The following is a 19,866-nucleotide window of genomic DNA, read 5'->3' as shown; positions in this document are numbered from 1 at the left end:
TGACGAACAGGAGGTGGCGTATGAATCTGCAGAAATTCTCTCCCTGGAACTGGTTCAAGAGCGAGCGCCGCGATGCCGCGACGCCGGTACCCGTGGAGCCTCGCCAGGGCGAACTCTCGCCGTTGCTCGGCATGCATCAGGAGCTGGACCGCTGGATGACTGACGTCATGCGTCAGTTCGGCATGCCGACGCTCGAGAGCCGCTTCGGTGACATGGCCAGTCTGCTCAGGCCCCAGCTCGACATCGCCGAGCGTGACGAGGAGTACCTGATCAGCGTCGAGGTGCCCGGCGTGGACGAGAAGGACGTCAAGCTCACTCTGGATGGCGACCGGCTGATCATCGAAGGCGAGAAGCGCCAGGAGCGCAACACCCAGGAGGATCGCTACCAGCGCATCGAGCGCTCCTATGGCAGCTTCCGCCGAGTGCTCGACCTGCCCGGCGACGCACGCCCCGAAGCGATATCGGCCTCGTTCGCGAACGGCGTGCTCAAGGTTCGCGTTCCGCGCAGCGGTGAAGCGAAAGAGAACCGTCGCGAAATCCCGATCCAGTAGAGCTTATCGACGTCATTGGCTCGCCTTCGGGCGGGCTTCTTCTTTTTCTAATGGCGCCATAGCCATGCCCGATTGGCCTGCAGCGGCGAGATGGGCTTCAATGGAGTCAGCAGGGAAAGCCTGGATGGGGGACTCGCATGCATTCGCTTCGCCGTGCCGTATACATTGCCCTGGCCTGGGCCAGCTTCGCGCTTGGCGTCATCGGCGTCTTCGTGCCGCTGATGCCGACGACCTGCTTCATGCTCCTGGCGGTGTGGGCGGCTTCCCGTGGCTCGCCGCGCTTTGCCCAGTGGATTCGTGAGCACCCTCGCTTCGGCCCGACCGTGGCGGCCTGGGAAGGCGAGCGCGCCATCCCGCGCCATGCCAAGTGGGTCGCCGGTGGCATGCTCGCCCTGTCGGTCGTGGTGCTCCTCCTGACTCTCAGCCTGGTATGGCTGAAGTTCCTGCTGGCGATGGGCCTGGCGCTGCTGGGGCTGTGGATCGTCACGCGCCCCGAGCCCGGCGGCAGGCTCGAGGCGGGGACGGTGGCACGCTTGGTACGGCGCTAGCGTCAGCTGCCTTTGAGGTTGAGGAGCCGGCAACCTTACAATGGGCATCGATCATGGACAGGAGTCTTCCCGATGTCTGAACCCAAGCCGACCCATCGTCACGACTACCGGCCGCCCGCCTACCGTGTGACCCATGTCGCGCTGACCTTCGAACTGGATCCCGCCGCGACCACGGTCAAGGCGAGCCTGCAGCTGGAACGCCATCCGCAGAGTCGAGGCGATGAGCCGCTCGAGCTCGATGGCGAGCAGCTGACCCTCAAGCGCATCGCCATCGACGGCCAGGCGCTGGCCGGAGACGAATACACGCTCAGCGACACCGGACTGGTCGTCCATGGTCCGCCCGGCCAGTTCCGCCTCGATACCGAGGTGGAGATCGCCCCCCGGGAGAACACGGCGCTGGAAGGGCTCTACCTCTCCAACGGCATGTACTGCACCCAGTGCGAGGCCGAAGGCTTTCGCCGCATCACCTACTATCCGGACCGCCCGGACGTGATGGCAACCTTCTCCACCACCGTGATTGGCGACAGGGCGAGCCTGCCGGTGCTGCTCTCCAACGGCAACCCGGTGGAGCGGGGCGAGCTGCCCGGGGGGCGCCACTTCGTCACCTGGGACGATCCCTTTCCCAAGCCCAGCTACCTGTTCGCGCTGGTGGCCGGTGACCTGAATAAGGTCGAGGACCGCTTCGTCACCATGAGCGGGCGCGAGGTCACGCTGCAGATCTGGGTCGAGGAGGAGAACCTGGGCAAGACCGACCACGCCATGGCCTCGCTCAAGCGCGCCATGCGCTGGGACGAAGAGACCTACGGCCGCGAGTACGACCTCGACCTGTTCATGATCGTGGCGGTCAACGACTTCAACATGGGCGCGATGGAGAACAAGGGCCTCAATATCTTCAACTCGGCGGCGGTACTGACCCATCCGCATACCGCCACCGACGCCGCCTTCCAGCGGGTCGAGGGCATCGTCGCCCACGAGTATTTCCACAACTGGTCGGGCAACCGCGTGACCTGCCGCGACTGGTTCCAGCTGTCGCTCAAGGAGGGCTTCACCGTTTTCCGCGACCAGTGCTTCTCCGCCGACGTCAACTCGGCGGCAGTCAAGCGTATCGAGGACGTGGCCTTCTTCCGCACCGCCCAGTTTGCCGAGGACGCCGGCCCCACCGCCCATCCGGTGCGCCCCGACCACTACATCGAAATCGGCAACTTCTACACCCTGACCATCTACGAAAAGGGCGCCGAGGTAGTGCGCATGCTGCGCAACCTGGTGGGCTGGGAGGCCTTCCGCCGCGGCAGCGACCTCTACTTCGAGCGCTTCGACGGCCAAGCGGTGACCATCGAGGATTTCGTCGACTGCATGGCGGAAGCCTCCGGCCAGGACCTGTCGCAGTTCATGCTGTGGTACTCCCAGGCCGGCACCCCGGAGATCGACGCCTACGGCGAATACGATTATGCCCATGCCGAGTATCGCCTCACCCTGCGCCAGCGTACCCCGGCCACGCCCGGCCAGCCCGAGAAGCTGCCGCTGCACATCCCCGTGCGACTGGGGCTGGTGGGCACCAAGTCGGGGCGTGACCTGCCCTTGACGCTGGAAGGACAGTCGCTCGGCAGCGATGGCGTGATCCACCTGCGCGAGGCGGAGCAGACCTTCGTCTTCAGCGACGTGGCCGAGGCGCCCGTGCCCTCGCTGCTACGCGGCTTCTCGGCGCCGGTCCAGCTGCGCTTTCCCTACGGCCGCGAGGACCTGGCCTTCCTGCTGGCCAACGACTCGGACGGCTTCAATCGCTGGGATGCCGGCCAGCGGCTGGCGATGCTGGCGCTGGACGACCTCATCGCCGCCCACCGCAATGGCGTCGAAAAGGTCATGGACACGCGCGTGGTCGAGGCCTTCCGCGCCCTGCTCGAGCGCGGCAGCGACGACAAGGCGGTGCTGGCCGAGATGCTGACGCTGCCCTCCGAGGCCTATATTGCCGAGCAGCAGCCGCTGGTCGACGTCGAGGCGATCCACGCCGCACGCGACTTCGTCAAGCAGTCGCTGGCCGCGACCCTGCGCGACGACTTCCTGCGCCTCTACGAGGAAAACGTGAGCGACGCGCCCTACGCCCCCGAGCCAGAGCAGATTGCGCGGCGCAGCCTGAAGAACGTGGCGCTCTCCTACCTGATGGCGATCGAGGACGAGCAGGGTATCGACATCGTTCGCCGGCAGTTCGAGGCCGATCACAACATGACCGACGTGCGCCATGCGCTCACGCTGCTGACCCACAGCAGCCGCGACGACCTGGCGGCCCCGGCCCTGCGTGCCTTCGGCGAGAAGTGGGCGCACGATACGCTGGTCATGGATCAGTGGTTCGCGATCCAGGTCACCCGACCCCAGGCCGATGCGCTGGACCGGGTCAAGCACCTGATGGCGCACCCCGCCTTCTCGCTGAAGAACCCCAACAAGGTACGCGCGCTGATCGGCACCTTCGCCAACCAGAACCGGATCAACTTCCACCGCGCCGATGGCGAGGGTTACCGCCTGCTGGCCGACGTGGTGATCGAGCTCAACCGACTCAACCCCGAGATCGCCGCGCGCCTGGTCACGCCGCTGACGCGCTGGCAACGCTTCGACGAGTCGCGTCAGGAACTGATGAAGGGCGAACTCGAACGAATCCGCGCCGAGAAGCTCTCGCCGAATGTTTATGAGGTGATCGAAAAGGCCCTCGCTTGAGGAAAGGGTAATCGGAAATTCCGATTTCCTGATAACAAAAAAGTGCCGCCCCTGGGGCGGCACTTTTTTTGGCTGGGCTTAATAGATGAGCCAGCTCAACACCGTCACCCCCAGCACCGCCCAGATCAGCGTGGCGAAGATGCGCCGGCGCAGCAGGGCGCGCAGCGCCAGATAGAGCAGCCACAGGCCGAGCAGCAGCACCGCCAGACTGATCAGGGTGGGGGGAATGCCCAGCGACGTCGCCAGGCCGTCGAAGAAGCCGCGGGCGGAGGCGCCCAGGTTCTGGAAGAAGACGAGCAGCAGGTCGACCACGAAGCGAATGATCTCGCCCAGGGTCTTGCCCAGCCAGGAAAAGAAATCTTGCATATCAGGGTCCGGTCGGCCTACTCGATCATGTCGAGCACGGTGCCTACGATATCATCCATGGTGACTAGGCCCAGCAACTTGTTGTCGTCGAGTACCAGCACTCGCTTGACCACGCTGTCGGTCATCAAGCTGGCGACATGGCGCACGTCGAGCGACTCGCCGACACCGATGGCGGGTTTGGCGCAGACGTCGTAGACGTTGATCAGGTCGATGTCGCCATTCTCGGCGACGATGGTCTTGAGGATGTTGGTATAGGTGATCAATCCCCAGGCATCGTGGGGATCCTGTTGCTCCACCACCAGACTCTTGAGGTTGTGGCGCTTCATCAGGCTCAGCGCATCGCGCAAGGTGGCGAAGGGGGATACCGTCACCACATCGCGGTTCATGATGTCCTTGACCAGCATCTTGTTCTCTCCGTTAAACCATTCGTTCAGACATCTTGCCTGAGGCGTTCTTCGAAGCGCTTGACCTGCGCCATGTCGATACCGCCGAGGTGTTCTACCGGCAGCGTCATGACCAGACCGCGGGAGTCCTCGCCGGTCGGGTTGAGTACCTGGCGAATGGTCTTCAACACTCTCAGCGAGAGACTTTTCTCCAGCGTCAGCAGCATGATGCTCTGGCTGCCCTCGTAAGTCAGCCCGAAGAACGTTTTCTTGCGTTCACCGCCGATCCCGCGGCCGGACATCAACGTCATGCCGACCGCGCCAGCTTCGGTGGCGGCATCGATGCACTCCTGCTCGAGATCCTCCGGCACGATGGCAACCAATAGCGAAAACTTCATGTCGTCCTGCCTCCCGGCTGCGCTAGTTTTTCCATCAGAATGGCATAGCCCATTACGGTCACGATAGGAAAGATCGAGGCGAAGGCGATCAGTCCGAAGCCGTCGATCAGGACGTTACGCCCCTCGATCTGGCTGGCCAGGCCGATCCCCAGCGCGGTGACCAGCGGCACCGTCACCTCGGATGTCGTTACGCCGCCCAAGTCGAAGGCCAGGGCTACGATGTAGCGGGGCGCCAGGGCGGTCAGCAGAATGACCAGAAGATAACCGCCGGTAATGTAGTGGTGGATCGAGTCGCCGCTGATGATGCGATGTACCCCGATGGTGATGCCGATGGCCACACCCAGTGCTACCAGCAGGCGAATGACGTTGCCCTGAATCTTGCCGGCAGCCGCTTCCTCGGCCTGCTGGCCGATGGCGATCAGTGCCGGTTCGGCCATGGTAGTGGCAAAGCCGATACAGAAGGCGAACAGGTAGACCCACAGCCAGGTGTCGAAGCCGATCAGCTGCTCGGCCATGCGCTGCCCGATCGGAAACAGGCCGAGCTTGAGCCCCACCACGAAAGCGTAGAGACCGACGATCACCAACACGAAACCCACACCGACCTTGAGCGGATTGGCCAGGGGATGGCGCAGCACGGCGTACTGGAAGAACAGCACGACCAGGATGATCGGCAGCACGTCGCGTAGCATGGCGAACAGATCGAGGAGGATCGTCAGCGGGCCGGACGGCGGGGAGACGTCTTTCCCGGCAAGCAGCAACTCCGCGCCTGCCTCGAACGCGTCGGGCTCGGCATAGACCAGGATGCCGTAGAGCTGAACGCTGATCATTGGCACCATCACCGCCAGTGCCACCAGGCCGAAACCGTCGATCAGTGGGTTGCGCCCGCGGATCGAGGAGGCAAGACCGATCCCCAGCGCTGCGATCAGCGGCACGGTAACGATGTTGGTGGTGACGCCGCCGGAATCGTAGGCCAGCCCGACGATCTCCGCGGGGGCGAAGAAGGTGACGAGAACCACCAGTGCGTAGCCGGCGATCATGTACCAGTGAAGGGGGTGGCCGAGGATCACGCGAAACACGCCCAGTGCCATCACCAGACCCACCGAGCTCGCCACGATCAGGCGCAGGGTGAGGGCGTCGATACGCCCCTGGCTGATCGTGGCGGCCTGTTCGGCCACGGCAATCAGTGCCGGTTCCGCCACGACGGCTGAAAAACCCATGGCGAAACCGAACAGCATCAGCAGCGGCATGGAACCACGGCGGGTAAACTGGTTGGCGAGCCGCTTGCCCACCGGAAAAATGCTCAATTCGAGTCCCTGCAGGAACAGGGCGACGCCAACGGCCACCACCAGCAGGCCCGCCGCCATGCTCAGCCCGCCCTCCGGCCACTCGCGCAGCAACAGCGCCTGGAAGGCTACCACCACCACGATGATGGGCAGCAGGTTGCGCAGGGCATGGACCAGTGCGTGGAGGAAATCCTTGAGTTGCGCTACCAAGACCGACTCCCTGGCAATGATCGGTTGGGCGAGACGTGACGCTGCGAGCGCAGGCATGAGTGGCTGGCCCGCTCGGCCGCCACACTATACCATCGGTATATGACATTGAGCAGACGCTAATGCAGGCTCGGGCATTGACTCACATCAAGCGGGTCGCTGGCGGCACACGGGAGAGAGCAATGAGCGTGACAGTGATCGTCGTACTGGTGGTGCTGGCCCTGCTGGTGATCTACGGCGTCAGCATCTACAACCGGCTGGTGGCGCTGAAGAACCGCTACCAGAATGCCTTTGCCCAGATCGAGGTGCAGCTCAAGCGCCGCTACGACCTGATTCCCAACCTGGTCGAGACCGCCAAGGCCTACATGGCTCATGAGCGCGACACCCTGACCGCCGTGACCGAGGCGCGCAATGCCGCCCTGGCCGGCCTGCAGTCGGCCGCCGCGCGGCCGGGCGAACCCAGTGCCATGGCCGAGCTGGCCGGCGCCGAGGGGGCGCTCGGTGCCGCCCTGGGGCGGCTCAACGTGGTGATGGAGGCCTACCCGGACCTGAAGGCCTCCGACAACATGCGCCAGCTCTCCGAGACCCTCACCAGCACCGAGAACCGCGTCGCCTTCGCCCGCCAGGCCTTCAACGACGCGGTCATGCAGTACAACACCTACAAGCAGAGCTTTCCGCCGGTGCTGCTGGCGGGGCCGCTGGGGCATCGCGATGACGCGGCGCTGCTGGAGTTCGACGACAGCGCCGAGATCCAGGCCGCCCCCAGCGTGCGGTTCTGACGGAACACGGCGATGGATTTCTTCGGCGCCCAGGCGCGCGCGAAACGCCTGACGGCCTGGCTGGTCGTGCTGCTCGTCGTCGCCGTGCTGGGCATGATCGTAGCCGCCGTTGCGGTGATTGCGCTGGCCATGCTGCTGCTCGACGGCGGCCCGCCCGGGGCAGAGCCGTTGGCCCGTGCGCTCGACCCGCGGCTGCTGGGCGCGGTCGCCCTGGGCGTGCTGCTGGTGGTCGCTGCGGGGAGCCTGGCGCGACACCTGCAGCTGCGCTCCGGTGGGGCGGCGGTGGCCGAGGCGCTGGGTGGTCGCATCATCAATGCCGCTACGCACGATGCCGACGAGCGCCGGCTGCTCAACGTGGTGGAGGAGATGGCCATCGCCTCGGGGCTGCCGGTGCCGGCGGTCTACCTGCTCGACGAGCCCGGCATCAATGCCTTCGCCGCCGGCCATACGCCGCAGGACGCCGTGATCGGCGTGACACGTGGCGCCATTCGTTGCCTCTCGCGGGATGAGCTGCAGGGGGTAGTCGCCCACGAGTTCAGCCATGTCCTGCATGGCGACATGCGCCTCAACCTGCGCCTCGTCGCGCTGCTTTACGGCATCCTGGTGATCGGCCTCGTCGGTCGCCTGCTGCTGCGGGGCATGGCTGCCCGGCGCGTGGTCCGGAGCTCGCGCCGCGGCAGCGGCCACGCGGTGCTGCTCGGTGCCGGGCTGGCGCTGATGCTGGTGGGCTTCGTCGGCACCCTGTGCGGCAACCTGATCAAGGCGGCGGTGAGCCGCCAGCGCGAATTCCTGGCCGATGCCAGCGCGGTGCAGTACACCCGCAACCCCGCCGGCCTGGCCGATGCGCTGAAGCGCGTGGCCGCGCACGCCCATGGCTCCGAGCTGCGTGCCAGTCGTGCCGAGGAGTTCAGCCATTTCTACTTCAGCCGCGGGCTGCCGGGGTTGCGCGGCCTGACCGCCACGCACCCGCCCTTGTCCACCCGCATCCGCCGCCTCGAGCCCGGGTGGGACGGGAAGCTGCCTGAGCCGAGCGTCGAGCGTGAGCCGGCTGGCACGACCGACGCCAGTGCGGAGCCGACCCAGGCGCGACCGACCGAGACGGAAGCCTGGGAAGGTGCTGTGCTGGGGCCGGCAGCGCTGATGCAGCGAGTCGGCCAGCCGCGTGAACAGGACCTGCAGCAGGCTCGCGGGGCGCTGGCGGGCATCGCCCCGGTGCTGCTCGAGGCCGCGCACGATCCCTATGCGGCCCGCGCCGTGATCTATGGTGTCCTCATGGGGGCACACCCGGCCAGCCGGAACCGTCAGCGCCGGGTCCTGGATGAAGCCGCGCTGCCTGGCGTGCTGGCGGAACTGACGCGGCTCGAGCCGTCGCTTGCCGGGATAAGGCCGGGCCAGCGGCTGCCGCTGATCGAGCTTTGCCTGCCCCTGCTGCGGCAGCTGTCGGTCGCACAGCATGCCCGCTTTCGTGACTGCCTCGAACGCCTGATGGCGGCCGAGGACGAGCCCGGTGCGCTGCAGTGGGCGCTGCATCGCTTGATCGTCGCCGGCAGTGAGGGGGGAGCGCCTCGACGCGGGCGCCGGCTGCCCCTGGAGCGGATCGAAGCGCCACTGGCCCACCTGCTGTCGAGCCTGGCGCAGGCAGGTAGCCAAGGCGAGGCGCAGGCAGTGGAAGCGTTCCGCCAGGCGGCCGATGCGCTGGGCCTGGGCCTCACCTTTGAGCCCCGGCCCGCAACCCCGCAGGAACTCGACTGGGCCCTGGATCGTTGCCGCCAGCTGAGCGATGACGATCGGCTCAGGCTGCTCGACGCCATGGTCCAGTGCGTTGCGCAGGATGGACGTATCCACGCCGAGGAGGCCGAACTGCTGCGCGCCGTGGCCTGGTCGCTCGACTGCCCGCTGCCCATGGCCGGCCTGGGCTGAGACGAGAGCGGATCGTTTTGTCTTGTCACTGTCCAAGCAGTAGGGTGGCCCGCTCGCTAGCGGCTTGCAGCGTTCGCCGGGCTCTGCTGGAATAGCCCCCTTTGCGGGTCTCATATGGATGGGAGAAAACCGATGGCCAAGACACCCTGGATTCCGGTCGCCGCCTTGACCCTTGCCCTGCTGCTGGGTGGCTGTGGCGACGACGGCGACGAGGTGGCCGCTCCAGCCCAGAACGGCGAGCCTGCACCCGAGGCCACGGAAGAGGAGCCGTCGACCCCGCCCCCCGCGCAGGAGGAGGGAGAGACCGGGAGCGAGCCGGCGCCTGCCGAATCGGATGAGGAGACGTCAGCCGGTGCGGACGAAGAGACGTCAGCCGGGGCGGACGAGGAGATCGATGCCGAAGGCGAGACGCTAGGCGAATCTCCCGCCGAGACGCTGGACGAGGGCGGTGCGCTCCCGGGGGAGCCGACCCGTTCCGACGTGGACGCGATCATCGAGGATACCGAGCGTCGCTTCGAGGAGGCGCAGCGCAAGATCGAGCAGCAGTTCGAGGAGGTGGAGCGCAGGGAGCCCGGCCTGGAGCCCATGGAGGGCGGCACCGATTTCGAGCCGACACTCGAGCCGATGGAGGGCGAGGAGAGCGAGGCCGCTTCGGCCATCGAGCGCGAGGCGGAGCGAACCGGCGAGGTCTCGCAGTCAGACGTCGACGCCTGGCTCGAAGAGACCGAGCGCCGCTTCGAGGAGGCGCAGCGTGAGCTCGATAGGCAGTTCGAAGAGGCGGAGCAGAGCGAGCCGGCCAGAGACCTCCCGAAGATCGAACCTGAGCCGCAAGCCGAGTCGAGCGGCGAGGCTGCGTCAGCTTCCGAGGCCGAGGCCGAGGCGGAGTCCCGGCCCGATAGCCGGTCTCAGGCCGAACCTTCCCCCGAGACCTGAGCCGTACCGGCTGGCCGGTGCGATGGAAAGCACGAAAAAGGCCCGCTCTGTCGAGCGGGCCTTTCGTCGATTCGCCGGGCCGTCTTGCGAAGACCGGCGCGGGTCAACGGAGGGGATGCCTCAGTTGGAAACCCGAATGTTGGAGGCCTGAAGGCCTTTCTTGCCCTGGGTCACGTCGAAGGTCACCTTCTGACCGTCCTGCAGGGTCTTGAAGCCTTCAGCCTGAATCTCGGAGAAATGCGCGAACAGGTCATCACCGCCGTCGTCCGGAGAGATGAAGCCGTAGCCCTTGGTATCGTTGAACCACTTGACAGTGCCAGTTGCCATTGTCGATTTTCCTTACTTACAGATTGATCTTGCTGGGCACCGGCGAAACCGGACCCAAACTGCGTGGGCAAAGGCGAAAAGTGCGCTTCGGGTGCATCGATAGGCTCGACATACGACGGGACGACTTTCCACTTGCAGGCCAACGCCGCGAAAGCACGCTTCTCCCGTGCCGCCGCTCAATCCACTGTAGTTAGAAAAAATCCGAGCGTCCAGCGAATCCGCTACCTTAAATTGGTAATACTGCATACGAGTACAACCAACCCTGGCGTCATCAGCCACTTGCGACGCCAGCCCCGTCGTTCACGTCATTGCCGAACCGGAGCCCTGTCATGCTGGACGCCCAATTCTGGCCCTTCCTGATCGCCATCACCCTGCTGTCGATGAGCCCGGGAGTCGATACCCTGCTGGTCATCCGCAATACCGCCCGCGGCGGGGTGCGCGATGGAGTGCTCACCAGCCTGGCGATCTGCTGTGGCCTGTTCGTCCACGCCACGATCTCGGCGCTGGGCATCTCGCTGATCCTGCTCCAGTCGGCCTGGGCCTTCAGCGCGCTCAAGCTGGCAGGGGCGGCCTACCTGATCTGGCTGGGCATCAACGGTCTGATGGCCGCTTGGCGCGGCAGGGGGTTGCCGCTGGAGGCGGTGCAGGGCGAACGGCAGCCCGTGCCGGTATGGCGCCCGCTGCGCGAAGGGCTGCTCTCGAACGTGCTCAACCCCAAGACAGTGGTCTTCTATATGGCCTTCCTGCCGCAGTTTATCGCCCCGTCAGACCCGGCGCTGCTCAAGTCGTTGTGGCTTGCCGGGGTGCACTTTGTGATTGCCAATCTGTGGCAGATCGCTATCGTGCTCATGGTGGGCAGTGCCGGGCGCTGGCTCGGCAGCCGGCTCTTCGCGCGTGCATTGAACGGGGCGACCGGCGCGGTGCTGATCCTGTTCGGCGTCAGGCTGGCGCTGGAACGCCAGCCTGCCTGAGCGGAAGGTGAACGTCAGTTCCTGGCGAGCATCGAGGCGTCGTAGCGCACCGTCTTCTCCGCCCGGGTGAGCATCGACACGCCCTCGCTGCTGCCGCCGTTGGCCAGGCTCTCGAAGATGACCCGGTAGGAGAGCACCGCCTGGACGTAGTCGCGGGTCTCGCGGAAGGGAATCGACTCGACGAACAGGTCGAACTCCTCCGGAGCGTCGCGCAGCCAGCGGTCGACTCGGCCGGGGCCGGCGTTGTAGGCCGCCGCCGCGGCGAGGCGATTGCCGCGGTAGCGGTCGGTCATGTCGCGAATGTAGGTGCTGCCCAGGCGAATGTTGAGCTCCGGGTCCAGCACGCCATAAGGGCCCGGGTCGCTGATGCCGAGCTGCCGGCTGAGCAGGGAGGCGGTGCCCGGCATGAGCTGCATCAGGCCGCGGGCGCCGGCCGGCGAGAGCGCCTCCGGGTTGTAGGCGCTCTCGCGGCGGGCGATGCCCATCAGCAGGTAGGGGTCGACGCCGGTCTGCTGGCCCCAGTGCAGGAAATGTTCGCGGTAGGCCTCGGGAAAACGCCAATCCAATGCATCCCAGAGCTGGGCGGCAATGGTGGTCTGGACCAGTCGCGCGTGCCAGCCACGTCGTGCGGCATAGTCGGCCAGCGCCCGCACCTCACGCGGCGTGGCATTGGCCGCGGCATGCAGCCATTCGCTGTTGGCCAGCCCCTCCTCGCCGATCCGCAGCAGCGCCTCGGTGCGCTGTACCGTCGGCCACTGGTCCACCTGGTCGCGGAAATCGGCATTGAAGGTACTGCGCTCGAGGTTCAGGGAATAGGGGCGGCCGATGCGATCGGCGGCGGCAAAGCCGAAGAAGTCGCGTTCACGGGCGGCGCGTGCATAGGCCACCTCGGCCCGCTCCGCGTCCCCCAGTTGCTCATGCGCGCGCGCCTTCCAGTACTGCCAGCGGCTGTCCTCGCGGCTGTCGTCGGGAAGCCTCTCGAGCCAGTCCAGCGCATCGGCCCAGTCGCGCTGGGCCAGGGCGTGACGAATGCGCAGTTCCAGCACGCGGGTGGTGCCGATCCGTGGCAGGGCGTCGTCAACCCAGCCCAGGTTGTGTTCGATACCGCGCACCAGCGAATAGAAGGCAAGGTCCTCCTCGATGGCATGGCGGTGTGTCTCCTCGATCGGCAGGTGGGACGCAATCTTGCGCCAGGCCTCCATGGCGGCTTCGGTATCGGCACGGGTGAAGCCATGCATGGCGGCGGCGAAGAGCGGTCCGCTGCCGCGGCATTCGGGGCCGATACAGGTAGGCACCCGGGTGATGTCGGCGTAGCTTCGCTGCAGCCGCTCCACGGCGTCGCGCCCCTCCTGCCAGCGGCTGCCGAGCTGCCGCCCCAGGTAGCTGACCAGCCCGGTCTCGCCCTGCTCCCAGGCCAGCATCATGCGCTCCCAGATATCGAACTCGCTGATCTCACCGCTGTCGCGCAGGTGGTCGAACAGGGTGTCGCAGGCCGAGGGTTGCGAGCGGCCCACGTGCCAGAGTTCGCGGCCGCCCTCGGCCGCCGCCTGCGGGTCGCTGCCGAGCAGGGCCGTGTAGTAGTGGCACTGGCGCTCGGTGCCGCTGGGCACGCCGTCGGCCACGGCCAGCAGGCTGCCGTAGCGCCCGGCGGCGCCGTAGCGGCTGATCGCCTGGCCGCGCATCCAGTCGGCAACGGGCGAACCCTGGTGGCGCTCGATGAAATCCAGGATCTGGCCCGGCTCGGCCTGGGGCAGGCGGCTGCGCAGGCGGTGGTACTCCACGTAGCCCTCCAGCACGTGGCCGCGTATGGCCGCCTCGTCGATTTGTGTCCACTGGTGGTTGCGGGCGGCTTCGAGGGCTGCGCGCATGGCGCTGTCGCTGGGCTGGGCATGCGCGGTGATGGAGAGACTGAAGGCCGCCGCGGCGAGCCAACCGGACGCGCGGCGAAACGATAGGGAATGGCGCATGGGAAATGGCCTCCGGAGGGCGTTGGCGAACTCCTGTATCCTCGCCTATTGCAGCGGATTTGAGTAGACCGTCAAGGCGTTTTCGCGCCGCTTCAGCAAAGTTTTTCCTGCAGGCTTTCGGCTGTCTCGGACTTGTCTCACCGGCGTCCGCCGACTAGTCTTGCAAGATCGATCAAACGCTTGTTGGAGGGCAGGGTGAACGAACGCCAAGCGCCGTACCGTGGGCCTGCCGCAGCAGGCCGAAGTCCCGAGGCCTGGCGAGCCGGCCTCGGCCGCTTCGTCAACGTCATCCCGCACACGCGCGAACTCGGCCTCGAGGTGGAGGAGGTCGCGCCGCCACGGGTACGCATGCGTTTGCCCTGGCGCGACGCGCTGCTGGGCGATGCCGAGCGCGGCCTGGTGCACGGCGGGGTGCTGTCCATGCTGCTGGATACCGTGTGCGGATCGGCGGTGCTGTGCGGGCTGCCGGCGCCGGAGGTGTGCCCGACCCTCGATCTGCGCGTCGATCACTACCGGCCGGCGGTCGCGGGCATGCCGATCTGGGCCGAGGCCCGGGTGCTGCGCGTGACCCGCGCCATGGTCTTCACCGAGGGCACGCTGTGGCAGGTGCCGGACCGGCCCATCGCGCGCGGGATCGGCAACTTCGTGCGCCTGGGCGAGCGCAATACGCCGGAAGGCTTCGCCGAGGCGTTGTTCGGGGAGGCCGATCATGCCTGAAGGCTTTCACGACGTGGCCTGGCTGGCCAGGACCCGCGCCCGGGGCGACGTCGCCGCCTGGATCGAGCGGCTACCCTACGCCCGTCACATTGGCGTCAGCGTCACATCCGACGCCGAGGGCGACGGCTTGATCTATCACCTCGAACCACGCGAGCACAACGTCGGTAACATTCTGCTGCCGGCGCTGCACGGTGGCGTGGTGGCGGCGTTCATGGAAACCGCCGGGACCCTCGACCTGATGTTGTCGGCGCGCGAGCCGCGGCTGCCGCGCATTGTCGACTTCTCCATCGACTACCTGCGCACGGCTCGGGTGGTGCCCACCCACGCCCGTTGCCGTCTCCTGCGCGAAGGGCGGCGCCTGGCCAACGTCCAGGTCACCGCCTGGCAGGCGTCGGAATCGCAGCCGGTGGCCACGGCGCGCCTGCATCTGGTCCTGGGCGTGCCGGAACCGAGCGACGCTTGAAAACGCGGACACGGCCCCCATATCGCTGAACAGTTCAGAAACGGCGGCGCGCCATGCGCCGCCGTGGGTTCAAGCCATGAGGTAACCGATCCATGTCCACGACCGCTCACGAGGAAACCCTCGGCTTCCAGACCGAGGTGAAGCAGCTGCTGCACCTGATGATCCACTCCCTGTACTCCAACCGGGAGATCTTCCTGCGCGAGCTGATTTCCAACGCCGCCGACGCCTGCGACAAGCTGCGCTACGCGGCGCTCGACAACGATGCGCTGTACGAGGGCGACAGCGAGCTGCGCATCGAGATCGAGCACGACGAGAAGGGCCGTACCGTTACCGTGCGCGACAACGGCATCGGCATGGACCGCGAGGAGGTGATCAAAAACCTGGGTACCATCGCCCGCAGCGGCACCGCGGAGTTCCTCAAGCAGCTCAGCGGCGAGCAGCAGAAGGACGCGCGGCTGATCGGCCAGTTCGGCGTGGGATTCTATTCCAGCTTCATCGTTGCCGACGAGGTCACGGTGCGCACCCGCAAGGCGGGCAGCGACAAGGCCGAGGGCGTCGAATGGCGCTCGAAGGGAGAAGGTGAATTCACCGTCGCCGACATCGAGCGCGAGGCGCACGGCACCGAGATCGTCCTGCACCTGAAGAAGGAGGCCAAGGAGTTCGCCGACGACTTCCGTCTGCGTAGCCTGGTGCGCAAGTACTCCGACCATATCGAGGTGCCGGTGCGCATGCCCAAGGTCGAGACGGCCAAGGACGACGAGGGCAACGAGATCGAGGGCAGCGAGGTCACCACCTGGGAGACCGTCAACGAGGCCACCGCGCTGTGGGTTCGCCCCAAGAGCGAGATCTCGGACGACGAGTACAAGGCCTTCTACAAGCACGTGGCCCATGACTTCAGCGATCCGCTGGCCTGGAGCCACAACAAGGTCGAGGGCAAGCTCGAGTACACCAGTCTGCTCTACGTGCCGGGGCGCGCGCCCTTCGACCTCTATGAGCGCGACGGCGCCCGCGGCGTCAAGCTCTACGTCCAGCGCGTCTTCATCATGGACGACGCCGAGCAGTTCCTGCCGCTCTACCTGCGCTTCATCAAGGGCGTGCTCGATACCCGCGAGCTATCGCTCAACGTCTCCCGCGAACTGCTGCAGCAGGACCCCAAGGTCGAGAAGATCAAGGGCGCGCTGACCAAGCGGGCGCTGGACATGCTCAAGAAGCTGGCCAAGGACCAGGAAGCCTACCAGACCTTCTGGAACACCTTCGGCAGCGTGCTGAAGGAGGGCCCGGCCGAGGACTTCGCCAACCGCGAGAAGATCGCCGCGCTGCTGCGCTTCTCCACCACCCACACCGACAGCGCCACCCAGGACCAGTCGCTGGCCGACTACGTATCGCGCATGAAGGAGGGCCAGGAGAAGATCTACTACATCGTCGCCGACGGCTTCAACGCGGCGAAGTCGAGCCCGCACCTGGAGATCTTCCGCAAGAAGGGCATCGAGGTGCTGCTGCTCCACGACCGCATCGACGAGTGGCTGATGAGCCACCTGCACGAATTCGACGGCAAGCGCTTTGTCGACGTGGCCAAGGGTGAGCTCGACCTCGGCGAGATCGAGGGCGAGGAGGAGAAGAAGGCCCAGGAGGAGACCGCCAAGGCCAAGGAGGAGCTGGTCAAGCGGGTCAAGGAAACGCTGGGCGATGCAGTGCAGGAGGTCAAGGTGACCCACCGCCTGATCGACTCGCCGGCCTGCGTGGTATTGCCCGAGCACGAGATGGGCTTCCAGATGCGCCGCATCATGGAGGCTGCCGGCCAGAAGATGCCGGAGGTCAAGCCGATCCTCGAACTCAACCCGACTCATGCGCTGGTGGCGCGGCTTGAGGAAGCCGAGGGCGAGCGCTTCGACGACCTGGCCCAGGTGCTGCTCGACCAGGCGATCATCGCCGAGGGCGGGCATCTCGACGACCCGGCGGCCTACGTCAAGCGGCTCAATGCACTGTTGACGGCCTAGGTCGTACGATGGGCGTCGCGACCGCGAGGCCCGTCGCTTCATGGCAGCGTGCCACCCCCCATTTTCAAGCCGCCTTCGGGCGGCTTGTTCATGTCCATTTGCGCCTGCGTCGCTCTCCTTGACGTCAACGTCATGCTCGCTTTTTTCCGATATTTCAGCTGCATAGTGTTACATTGACGTGCCATCGAAAGGCCTCGCAGCGGTTGTGCATTGCGGTAGGGTCAGGTATGAATAACCGTTTGCCCTATTCGACCTTTCTATAACCATAAGGGAGATCCAACGTGAAGATTGGTGCACCCAAGGAGCTCGCCAAAGGAGAGGCGCGTGTCGCGCTGACCCCTGACAGTGCGCAGTTCATCAAGAAGCTTGGACACGAATGCCTGATCGAATCCGGGGCCGGTATCGCCGCCGGCTTCGACGACGATGCCTATCGCGCCGCCGGTGTCACGGTGGTGGAGAGCGCCGAGGCGTTGTGGCGCGAGGCTGAAGTGGTGATCAAGGTGCGCGAGCCGAGCGACGAGGAGGCCGAGCGCCTGCGCGAAGGCCAGACCCTGATCGCCTTCTTTTGGCCGGCGCAGAACGAGGCGCTGCTGGAGAAGTGCCGGGCCCAGGGGGCGACCGTCGTCGCCATGGACATGGTGCCGCGCATTTCGCGAGCGCAGAAGATGGACGCACTCTCCTCGATGGCCAACATCGCCGGCTATCGGGCGGTGATCGAGGCGGGCAACCAGTTCGGCCGCTTCTTCACCGGTCAGGTCACCGCCGCCGGCAAGGTGCCGCCGGCCAAGGTGCTCATCGTCGGTGCCGGCGTGGCGGGGCTTGCCGCCATCGGCACCGCGACGAGCCTCGGTGCGGTGGTACGCGCCTTCGACGTGCGCCCCGAGGTCGCCGAGCAGATCGAGTCCATGGGCGCCGAGTTCCTGTTTCTCGACTTCGAGGAGAACCAGGACGGCTCCGGCACCGGCGGCTATGCCGCGCCTTCCAGCCCGGAATTCCGCGAGAAGCAGCTGGCGCTGTTCCGCGAGCAGGCGCCCGAGGTCGATATCGTCATCACCACCGCCCTGATTCCGGGGCGTCCGGCGCCCAAGCTGTGGCTCGAGGACATGGTCAAGGCGATGAAGCCCGGCTCGGTGATCGTCGACCTGGCGGCCGAGAAGGGCGGCAACTGCGACCTGACCGTGCCGGACGAGCGCATCGTCACCGACAACGGCGTGGTGGTGGTCGGCTACACCGACTTCCCCTCGCGCATGGCGACGCAGGCCTCGCTGCTCTACGCCACCAATATCCGCCACATGCTCACCGACCTCACGCCGGAGAAGGACGGCGCGATCGTCCACGACATGGAGGACGACGTCATCCGTGGCGCCACGGTGACGCACCAGGGCGAGATCACCTTCCCGCCGCCGCCGCCCAAGGTGAAGGCGATCGCCGCGGCGAAGCCCAAGCCCAGGGAGAAGGAGCCCACGCCCGAGGAGCGGCGCGCCGCCGAGCACGCCGCGTTCAAGGCCCAGACCAAGCGCCAGGCGACCCTGCTGGGGGCCGGCGGCCTGTTGATGCTGCTGCTCGGCCAGGTGGCGCCCGCCTCCTTCATGCAGCACTTCATCGTCTTCGTGCTGGCCTGCTTCGTCGGTTTCCAGGTGATCTGGAACGTCAGCCACTCGCTGCACACGCCGCTGATGGCGGTCACCAACGCTATTTCGGGGATCATCATCCTCGGGGCGATCCTGCAGATCGGTTCGGGTAACTGGCTCGTCGTGCTGATGGCAGCCATCTCGGTGCTGATCGCCACCATCAACATCGTGGGCGGCTTCCTGGTGACACGCCGGATGCTCGCCATGTTCCAGAAATCGTAAGCGGCGGAGACTACACATGCTGAGTCAAGGATTCGTGTCTGCCGCGGCGATTGCGGCAAGCGTACTGTTCGTCCTCTCCCTGGGAGGGCTGAGCAACCAGGAGAAGGCCAAGCGGGCGGTGTGGTACGGCATCGTCGGCATGGCCGTGGCGGTCTTCTTCACCGCCTTCGGGCCGGGCATCGGTGCCTACTGGCTGATGATCCCGATGGTCATTGTCGGCGCGGTGGCCGGCGCCTACGTGGCCAAGAAGGTCGAGATGACCGAGATGCCGCAGCTGGTGGCGGCGCTGCACAGCTTCGTCGGTCTGGCCGCGGTGTTCGTGGCCTGGAGCGCCGACCTCGAGCGGCGCCGCGTGCTGGCGGCCCGGGCCCTCGATGCGGGCGCCGAGCAGTTCTCGGCCTTCGCCGCCCTGGTCGCGACCAAGGCCCCGGACGAGCTGATGTTCCTGCAGATCGAGGTGGTGCTGGGCGTGTTCATCGGTGCGGTGACCTTCACCGGTTCGGTGATCGCCTTCGGCAAGTTGGCCGGCAAGGTGGACGGCAAGCCGAGGCAACTGCCCGGCGGGCACCTGCTCAATGCCGGTGCGGCCGCGCTGTCACTGCTGCTGGCGATCCTCTACCTCAACGGCGCCGGCTTCTGGACGCTGCTGCTGATCGCCGCGCTGGCCTTCTTCATCGGCTACCACCTGATCATGGGCATCGGCGGCGCCGACATGCCGGTGGTGGTGTCGATGCTCAATAGCTACTCGGGCTGGGCCGCGGCGGCCATCGGCTTCACGCTGTCCAACGATCTGCTGATCGTCACCGGCGCCCTGGTGGGCTCCTCCGGTGCCATCCTGTCGTACATCATGTGCAAGGCGATGAACCGCAACTTCGTCAACGTCATCCTTGGTGGCTTCGGCGGTAGCCAGGGGCCGGCGGCCGAGATCGAGGGCGAGCAGGTGGCGATTGATGCCGGTGGGGTGGCGAGCGCGCTCAACGACGCCGACAGCGTGATCATCGTGCCGGGCTACGGCATGGCCGTGGCCCAGGCCCAGAACGCGGTGAGCGAGCTGGTGCGCAAGCTGCGCTCGGCGGGCAAGGAGGTTCGCTTCGGCATCCACCCGGTCGCCGGGCGTCTGCCGGGCCATATGAACGTGCTGCTGGCCGAGGCGAGGGTGCCGTACGACATCGTGCTCGAGATGGACGAGATCAACGACGACTTCGCCAGCACCGACGTGGTGATCGTCATCGGCTCCAACGATATCGTCAATCCTGCCGCCCAAGAGGATCCCAACAGCCCCATCGCTGGCATGCCGGTGCTCAAGGTGTGGGAGGCCAAGCAGGTGTTCGTCTGCAAGCGCGGCCAGGGTACCGGCTACTCGGGCATCGAGAATCCGCTGTTCTTCAAGGAGAACACGCGCATGTTCTACGGCGACGCCCGGTCCAGCATCGACTCGCTGCTGTCGCAGATCGATTGAGCCGTCGCGGGCTCCCGGCCCGCCTTCCTTTGATGAGA

At 66.2% G+C, this 19,866-nt stretch carries 18 protein-coding genes; 12 read left to right on the top strand and 6 right to left on the bottom strand.

Features of this window, described 5'->3' with window-relative positions; all coding sequences use genetic code 11:
- Positions 1 to 20 precede the first annotated feature (20 nt).
- From HNO51_RS14500 to pepN, 3 genes are all read left to right on the top strand, one after another.
- Entirely contained in the window at positions 21 to 551 is a 531-nt protein-coding gene (locus HNO51_RS14500; protein ID WP_209537707.1) for an Hsp20/alpha crystallin family protein, read from the top strand.
- Positions 552 to 688: 137 nt separating this feature from the next.
- Positions 689 to 1,099, top strand: a complete 411-nt coding sequence (locus HNO51_RS14495; RefSeq protein ID WP_197448001.1) for a YbaN family protein — start codon at positions 689 to 691, stop codon at positions 1,097 to 1,099.
- 72 nt (positions 1,100 to 1,171) lie between these two features.
- Positions 1,172 to 3,805, top strand: a complete 2,634-nt coding sequence (pepN, locus tag HNO51_RS14490) for an aminopeptidase N (RefSeq protein WP_197448000.1) — start codon at positions 1,172 to 1,174, stop codon at positions 3,803 to 3,805.
- A gap of 78 nt (positions 3,806 to 3,883) precedes the next feature.
- Here pepN and HNO51_RS14485 read toward each other — a convergent pair whose 3' ends face one another.
- Genes HNO51_RS14485 through HNO51_RS21220 form a run of 4 tightly spaced genes read right to left on the bottom strand, consistent with a single transcriptional unit; the run spans position 3,884 to position 6,445 of the window.
- Positions 3,884 to 4,171, bottom strand: a complete 288-nt coding sequence (locus HNO51_RS14485; protein ID WP_197447999.1) for a hypothetical protein — start codon at positions 4,169 to 4,171, stop codon at positions 3,884 to 3,886.
- A 17-nt stretch (positions 4,172 to 4,188) separates the two neighbouring features.
- Entirely contained in the window at positions 4,189 to 4,575 is a 387-nt protein-coding gene (locus HNO51_RS14480) for a CBS domain-containing protein (protein ID WP_010627336.1), read from the bottom strand.
- A 26-nt stretch (positions 4,576 to 4,601) separates the two neighbouring features.
- A complete protein-coding gene (locus HNO51_RS14475) occupies positions 4,602 to 4,952 on the bottom strand; it encodes a P-II family nitrogen regulator (RefSeq protein ID WP_111413792.1) in 351 nt (116 codons plus the stop codon).
- Positions 4,949 to 6,445: a DUF1538 domain-containing protein gene (locus HNO51_RS21220; protein ID WP_330932872.1), complete on the bottom strand. Its 1,497-nt coding sequence runs from the start codon at positions 6,443 to 6,445 to the stop codon at positions 4,949 to 4,951. The genes HNO51_RS14475 and HNO51_RS21220 overlap by 4 nt, the downstream gene beginning before the upstream one ends.
- Positions 6,446 to 6,624: 179 nt before the next feature.
- Here HNO51_RS21220 and HNO51_RS14460 point away from each other — a divergent pair, with 179 nt between their 5' ends.
- From HNO51_RS14460 to HNO51_RS14450, 3 genes are all read left to right on the top strand, one after another.
- On the top strand, positions 6,625 to 7,221 hold the full coding sequence (locus HNO51_RS14460) for a LemA family protein (protein WP_197447998.1): 597 nt from the start codon (positions 6,625 to 6,627) through the stop codon (positions 7,219 to 7,221).
- A gap of 12 nt (positions 7,222 to 7,233) precedes the next feature.
- Positions 7,234 to 9,141 carry a M48 family metallopeptidase gene (locus HNO51_RS14455; protein WP_209537706.1) on the top strand — a complete coding sequence of 636 codons (1,908 nt, stop codon included), beginning with the start codon at positions 7,234 to 7,236 and terminating at the stop codon, positions 9,139 to 9,141.
- A 132-nt stretch (positions 9,142 to 9,273) separates the two neighbouring features.
- The gene (locus tag HNO51_RS14450; protein ID WP_209537705.1) at positions 9,274 to 10,074 is read left to right on the top strand and encodes a hypothetical protein; all 801 of its coding nucleotides are present in this window, start codon (positions 9,274 to 9,276) and stop codon (positions 10,072 to 10,074) included.
- Between the two features lie 120 nt (positions 10,075 to 10,194).
- Here the strand turns inward: HNO51_RS14450 and HNO51_RS14445 are convergent, their stop codons facing one another.
- On the bottom strand, positions 10,195 to 10,401 hold the full coding sequence (locus HNO51_RS14445; RefSeq protein ID WP_111413787.1) for a cold-shock protein: 207 nt from the start codon (positions 10,399 to 10,401) through the stop codon (positions 10,195 to 10,197).
- Positions 10,402 to 10,730: 329 nt separating this feature from the next.
- Between HNO51_RS14445 and HNO51_RS14440 the strand changes: the two genes are divergently transcribed.
- Positions 10,731 to 11,372: a LysE family translocator gene (locus HNO51_RS14440; protein ID WP_209537704.1), complete on the top strand. Its 642-nt coding sequence runs from the start codon at positions 10,731 to 10,733 to the stop codon at positions 11,370 to 11,372.
- 14 nt (positions 11,373 to 11,386) lie between these two features.
- Here the strand turns inward: HNO51_RS14440 and HNO51_RS14435 are convergent, their stop codons facing one another.
- Entirely contained in the window at positions 11,387 to 13,339 is a 1,953-nt protein-coding gene (locus HNO51_RS14435) for a transglycosylase SLT domain-containing protein (RefSeq protein WP_197447994.1), read from the bottom strand.
- A 195-nt stretch (positions 13,340 to 13,534) separates the two neighbouring features.
- Between HNO51_RS14435 and HNO51_RS14430 the strand changes: the two genes are divergently transcribed.
- The 5 genes from HNO51_RS14430 to HNO51_RS14410 all read left to right on the top strand — a co-directional run bounded on the left by HNO51_RS14430 (position 13,535) and on the right by HNO51_RS14410 (position 19,828).
- On the top strand, positions 13,535 to 14,056 hold the full coding sequence (locus tag HNO51_RS14430) for a PaaI family thioesterase (RefSeq protein ID WP_197447993.1): 522 nt from the start codon (positions 13,535 to 13,537) through the stop codon (positions 14,054 to 14,056).
- Positions 14,049 to 14,519 carry a PaaI family thioesterase gene (locus HNO51_RS14425; RefSeq protein ID WP_197447992.1) on the top strand — a complete coding sequence of 157 codons (471 nt, stop codon included), beginning with the start codon at positions 14,049 to 14,051 and terminating at the stop codon, positions 14,517 to 14,519. The genes HNO51_RS14430 and HNO51_RS14425 overlap by 8 nt, the downstream gene beginning before the upstream one ends.
- Positions 14,520 to 14,611: 92 nt before the next feature.
- Positions 14,612 to 16,516, top strand: coding sequence for a molecular chaperone HtpG (gene htpG, locus HNO51_RS14420; RefSeq protein ID WP_209537703.1), 1,905 nt, complete (start codon positions 14,612 to 14,614; stop codon positions 16,514 to 16,516).
- 281 nt (positions 16,517 to 16,797) lie between these two features.
- Positions 16,798 to 18,369 (top strand): Re/Si-specific NAD(P)(+) transhydrogenase subunit alpha, encoded by a 1,572-nt coding sequence (locus HNO51_RS14415; RefSeq protein WP_197447990.1) that lies wholly within the window; start codon positions 16,798 to 16,800, stop codon positions 18,367 to 18,369.
- Between the two features lie 16 nt (positions 18,370 to 18,385).
- Positions 18,386 to 19,828, top strand: coding sequence for an NAD(P)(+) transhydrogenase (Re/Si-specific) subunit beta (locus HNO51_RS14410; RefSeq protein ID WP_197447989.1), 1,443 nt, complete (start codon positions 18,386 to 18,388; stop codon positions 19,826 to 19,828).
- Positions 19,829 to 19,866 lie beyond the last annotated feature (38 nt).

This window comes from Billgrantia sulfidoxydans (assembly GCF_017868775.1).
In the GTDB taxonomy this organism is placed as follows: domain Bacteria; phylum Pseudomonadota; class Gammaproteobacteria; order Pseudomonadales; family Halomonadaceae; genus Halomonas; species Halomonas sulfidoxydans.
This window is presented reverse-complemented; position numbering and strand designations above follow the sequence as displayed.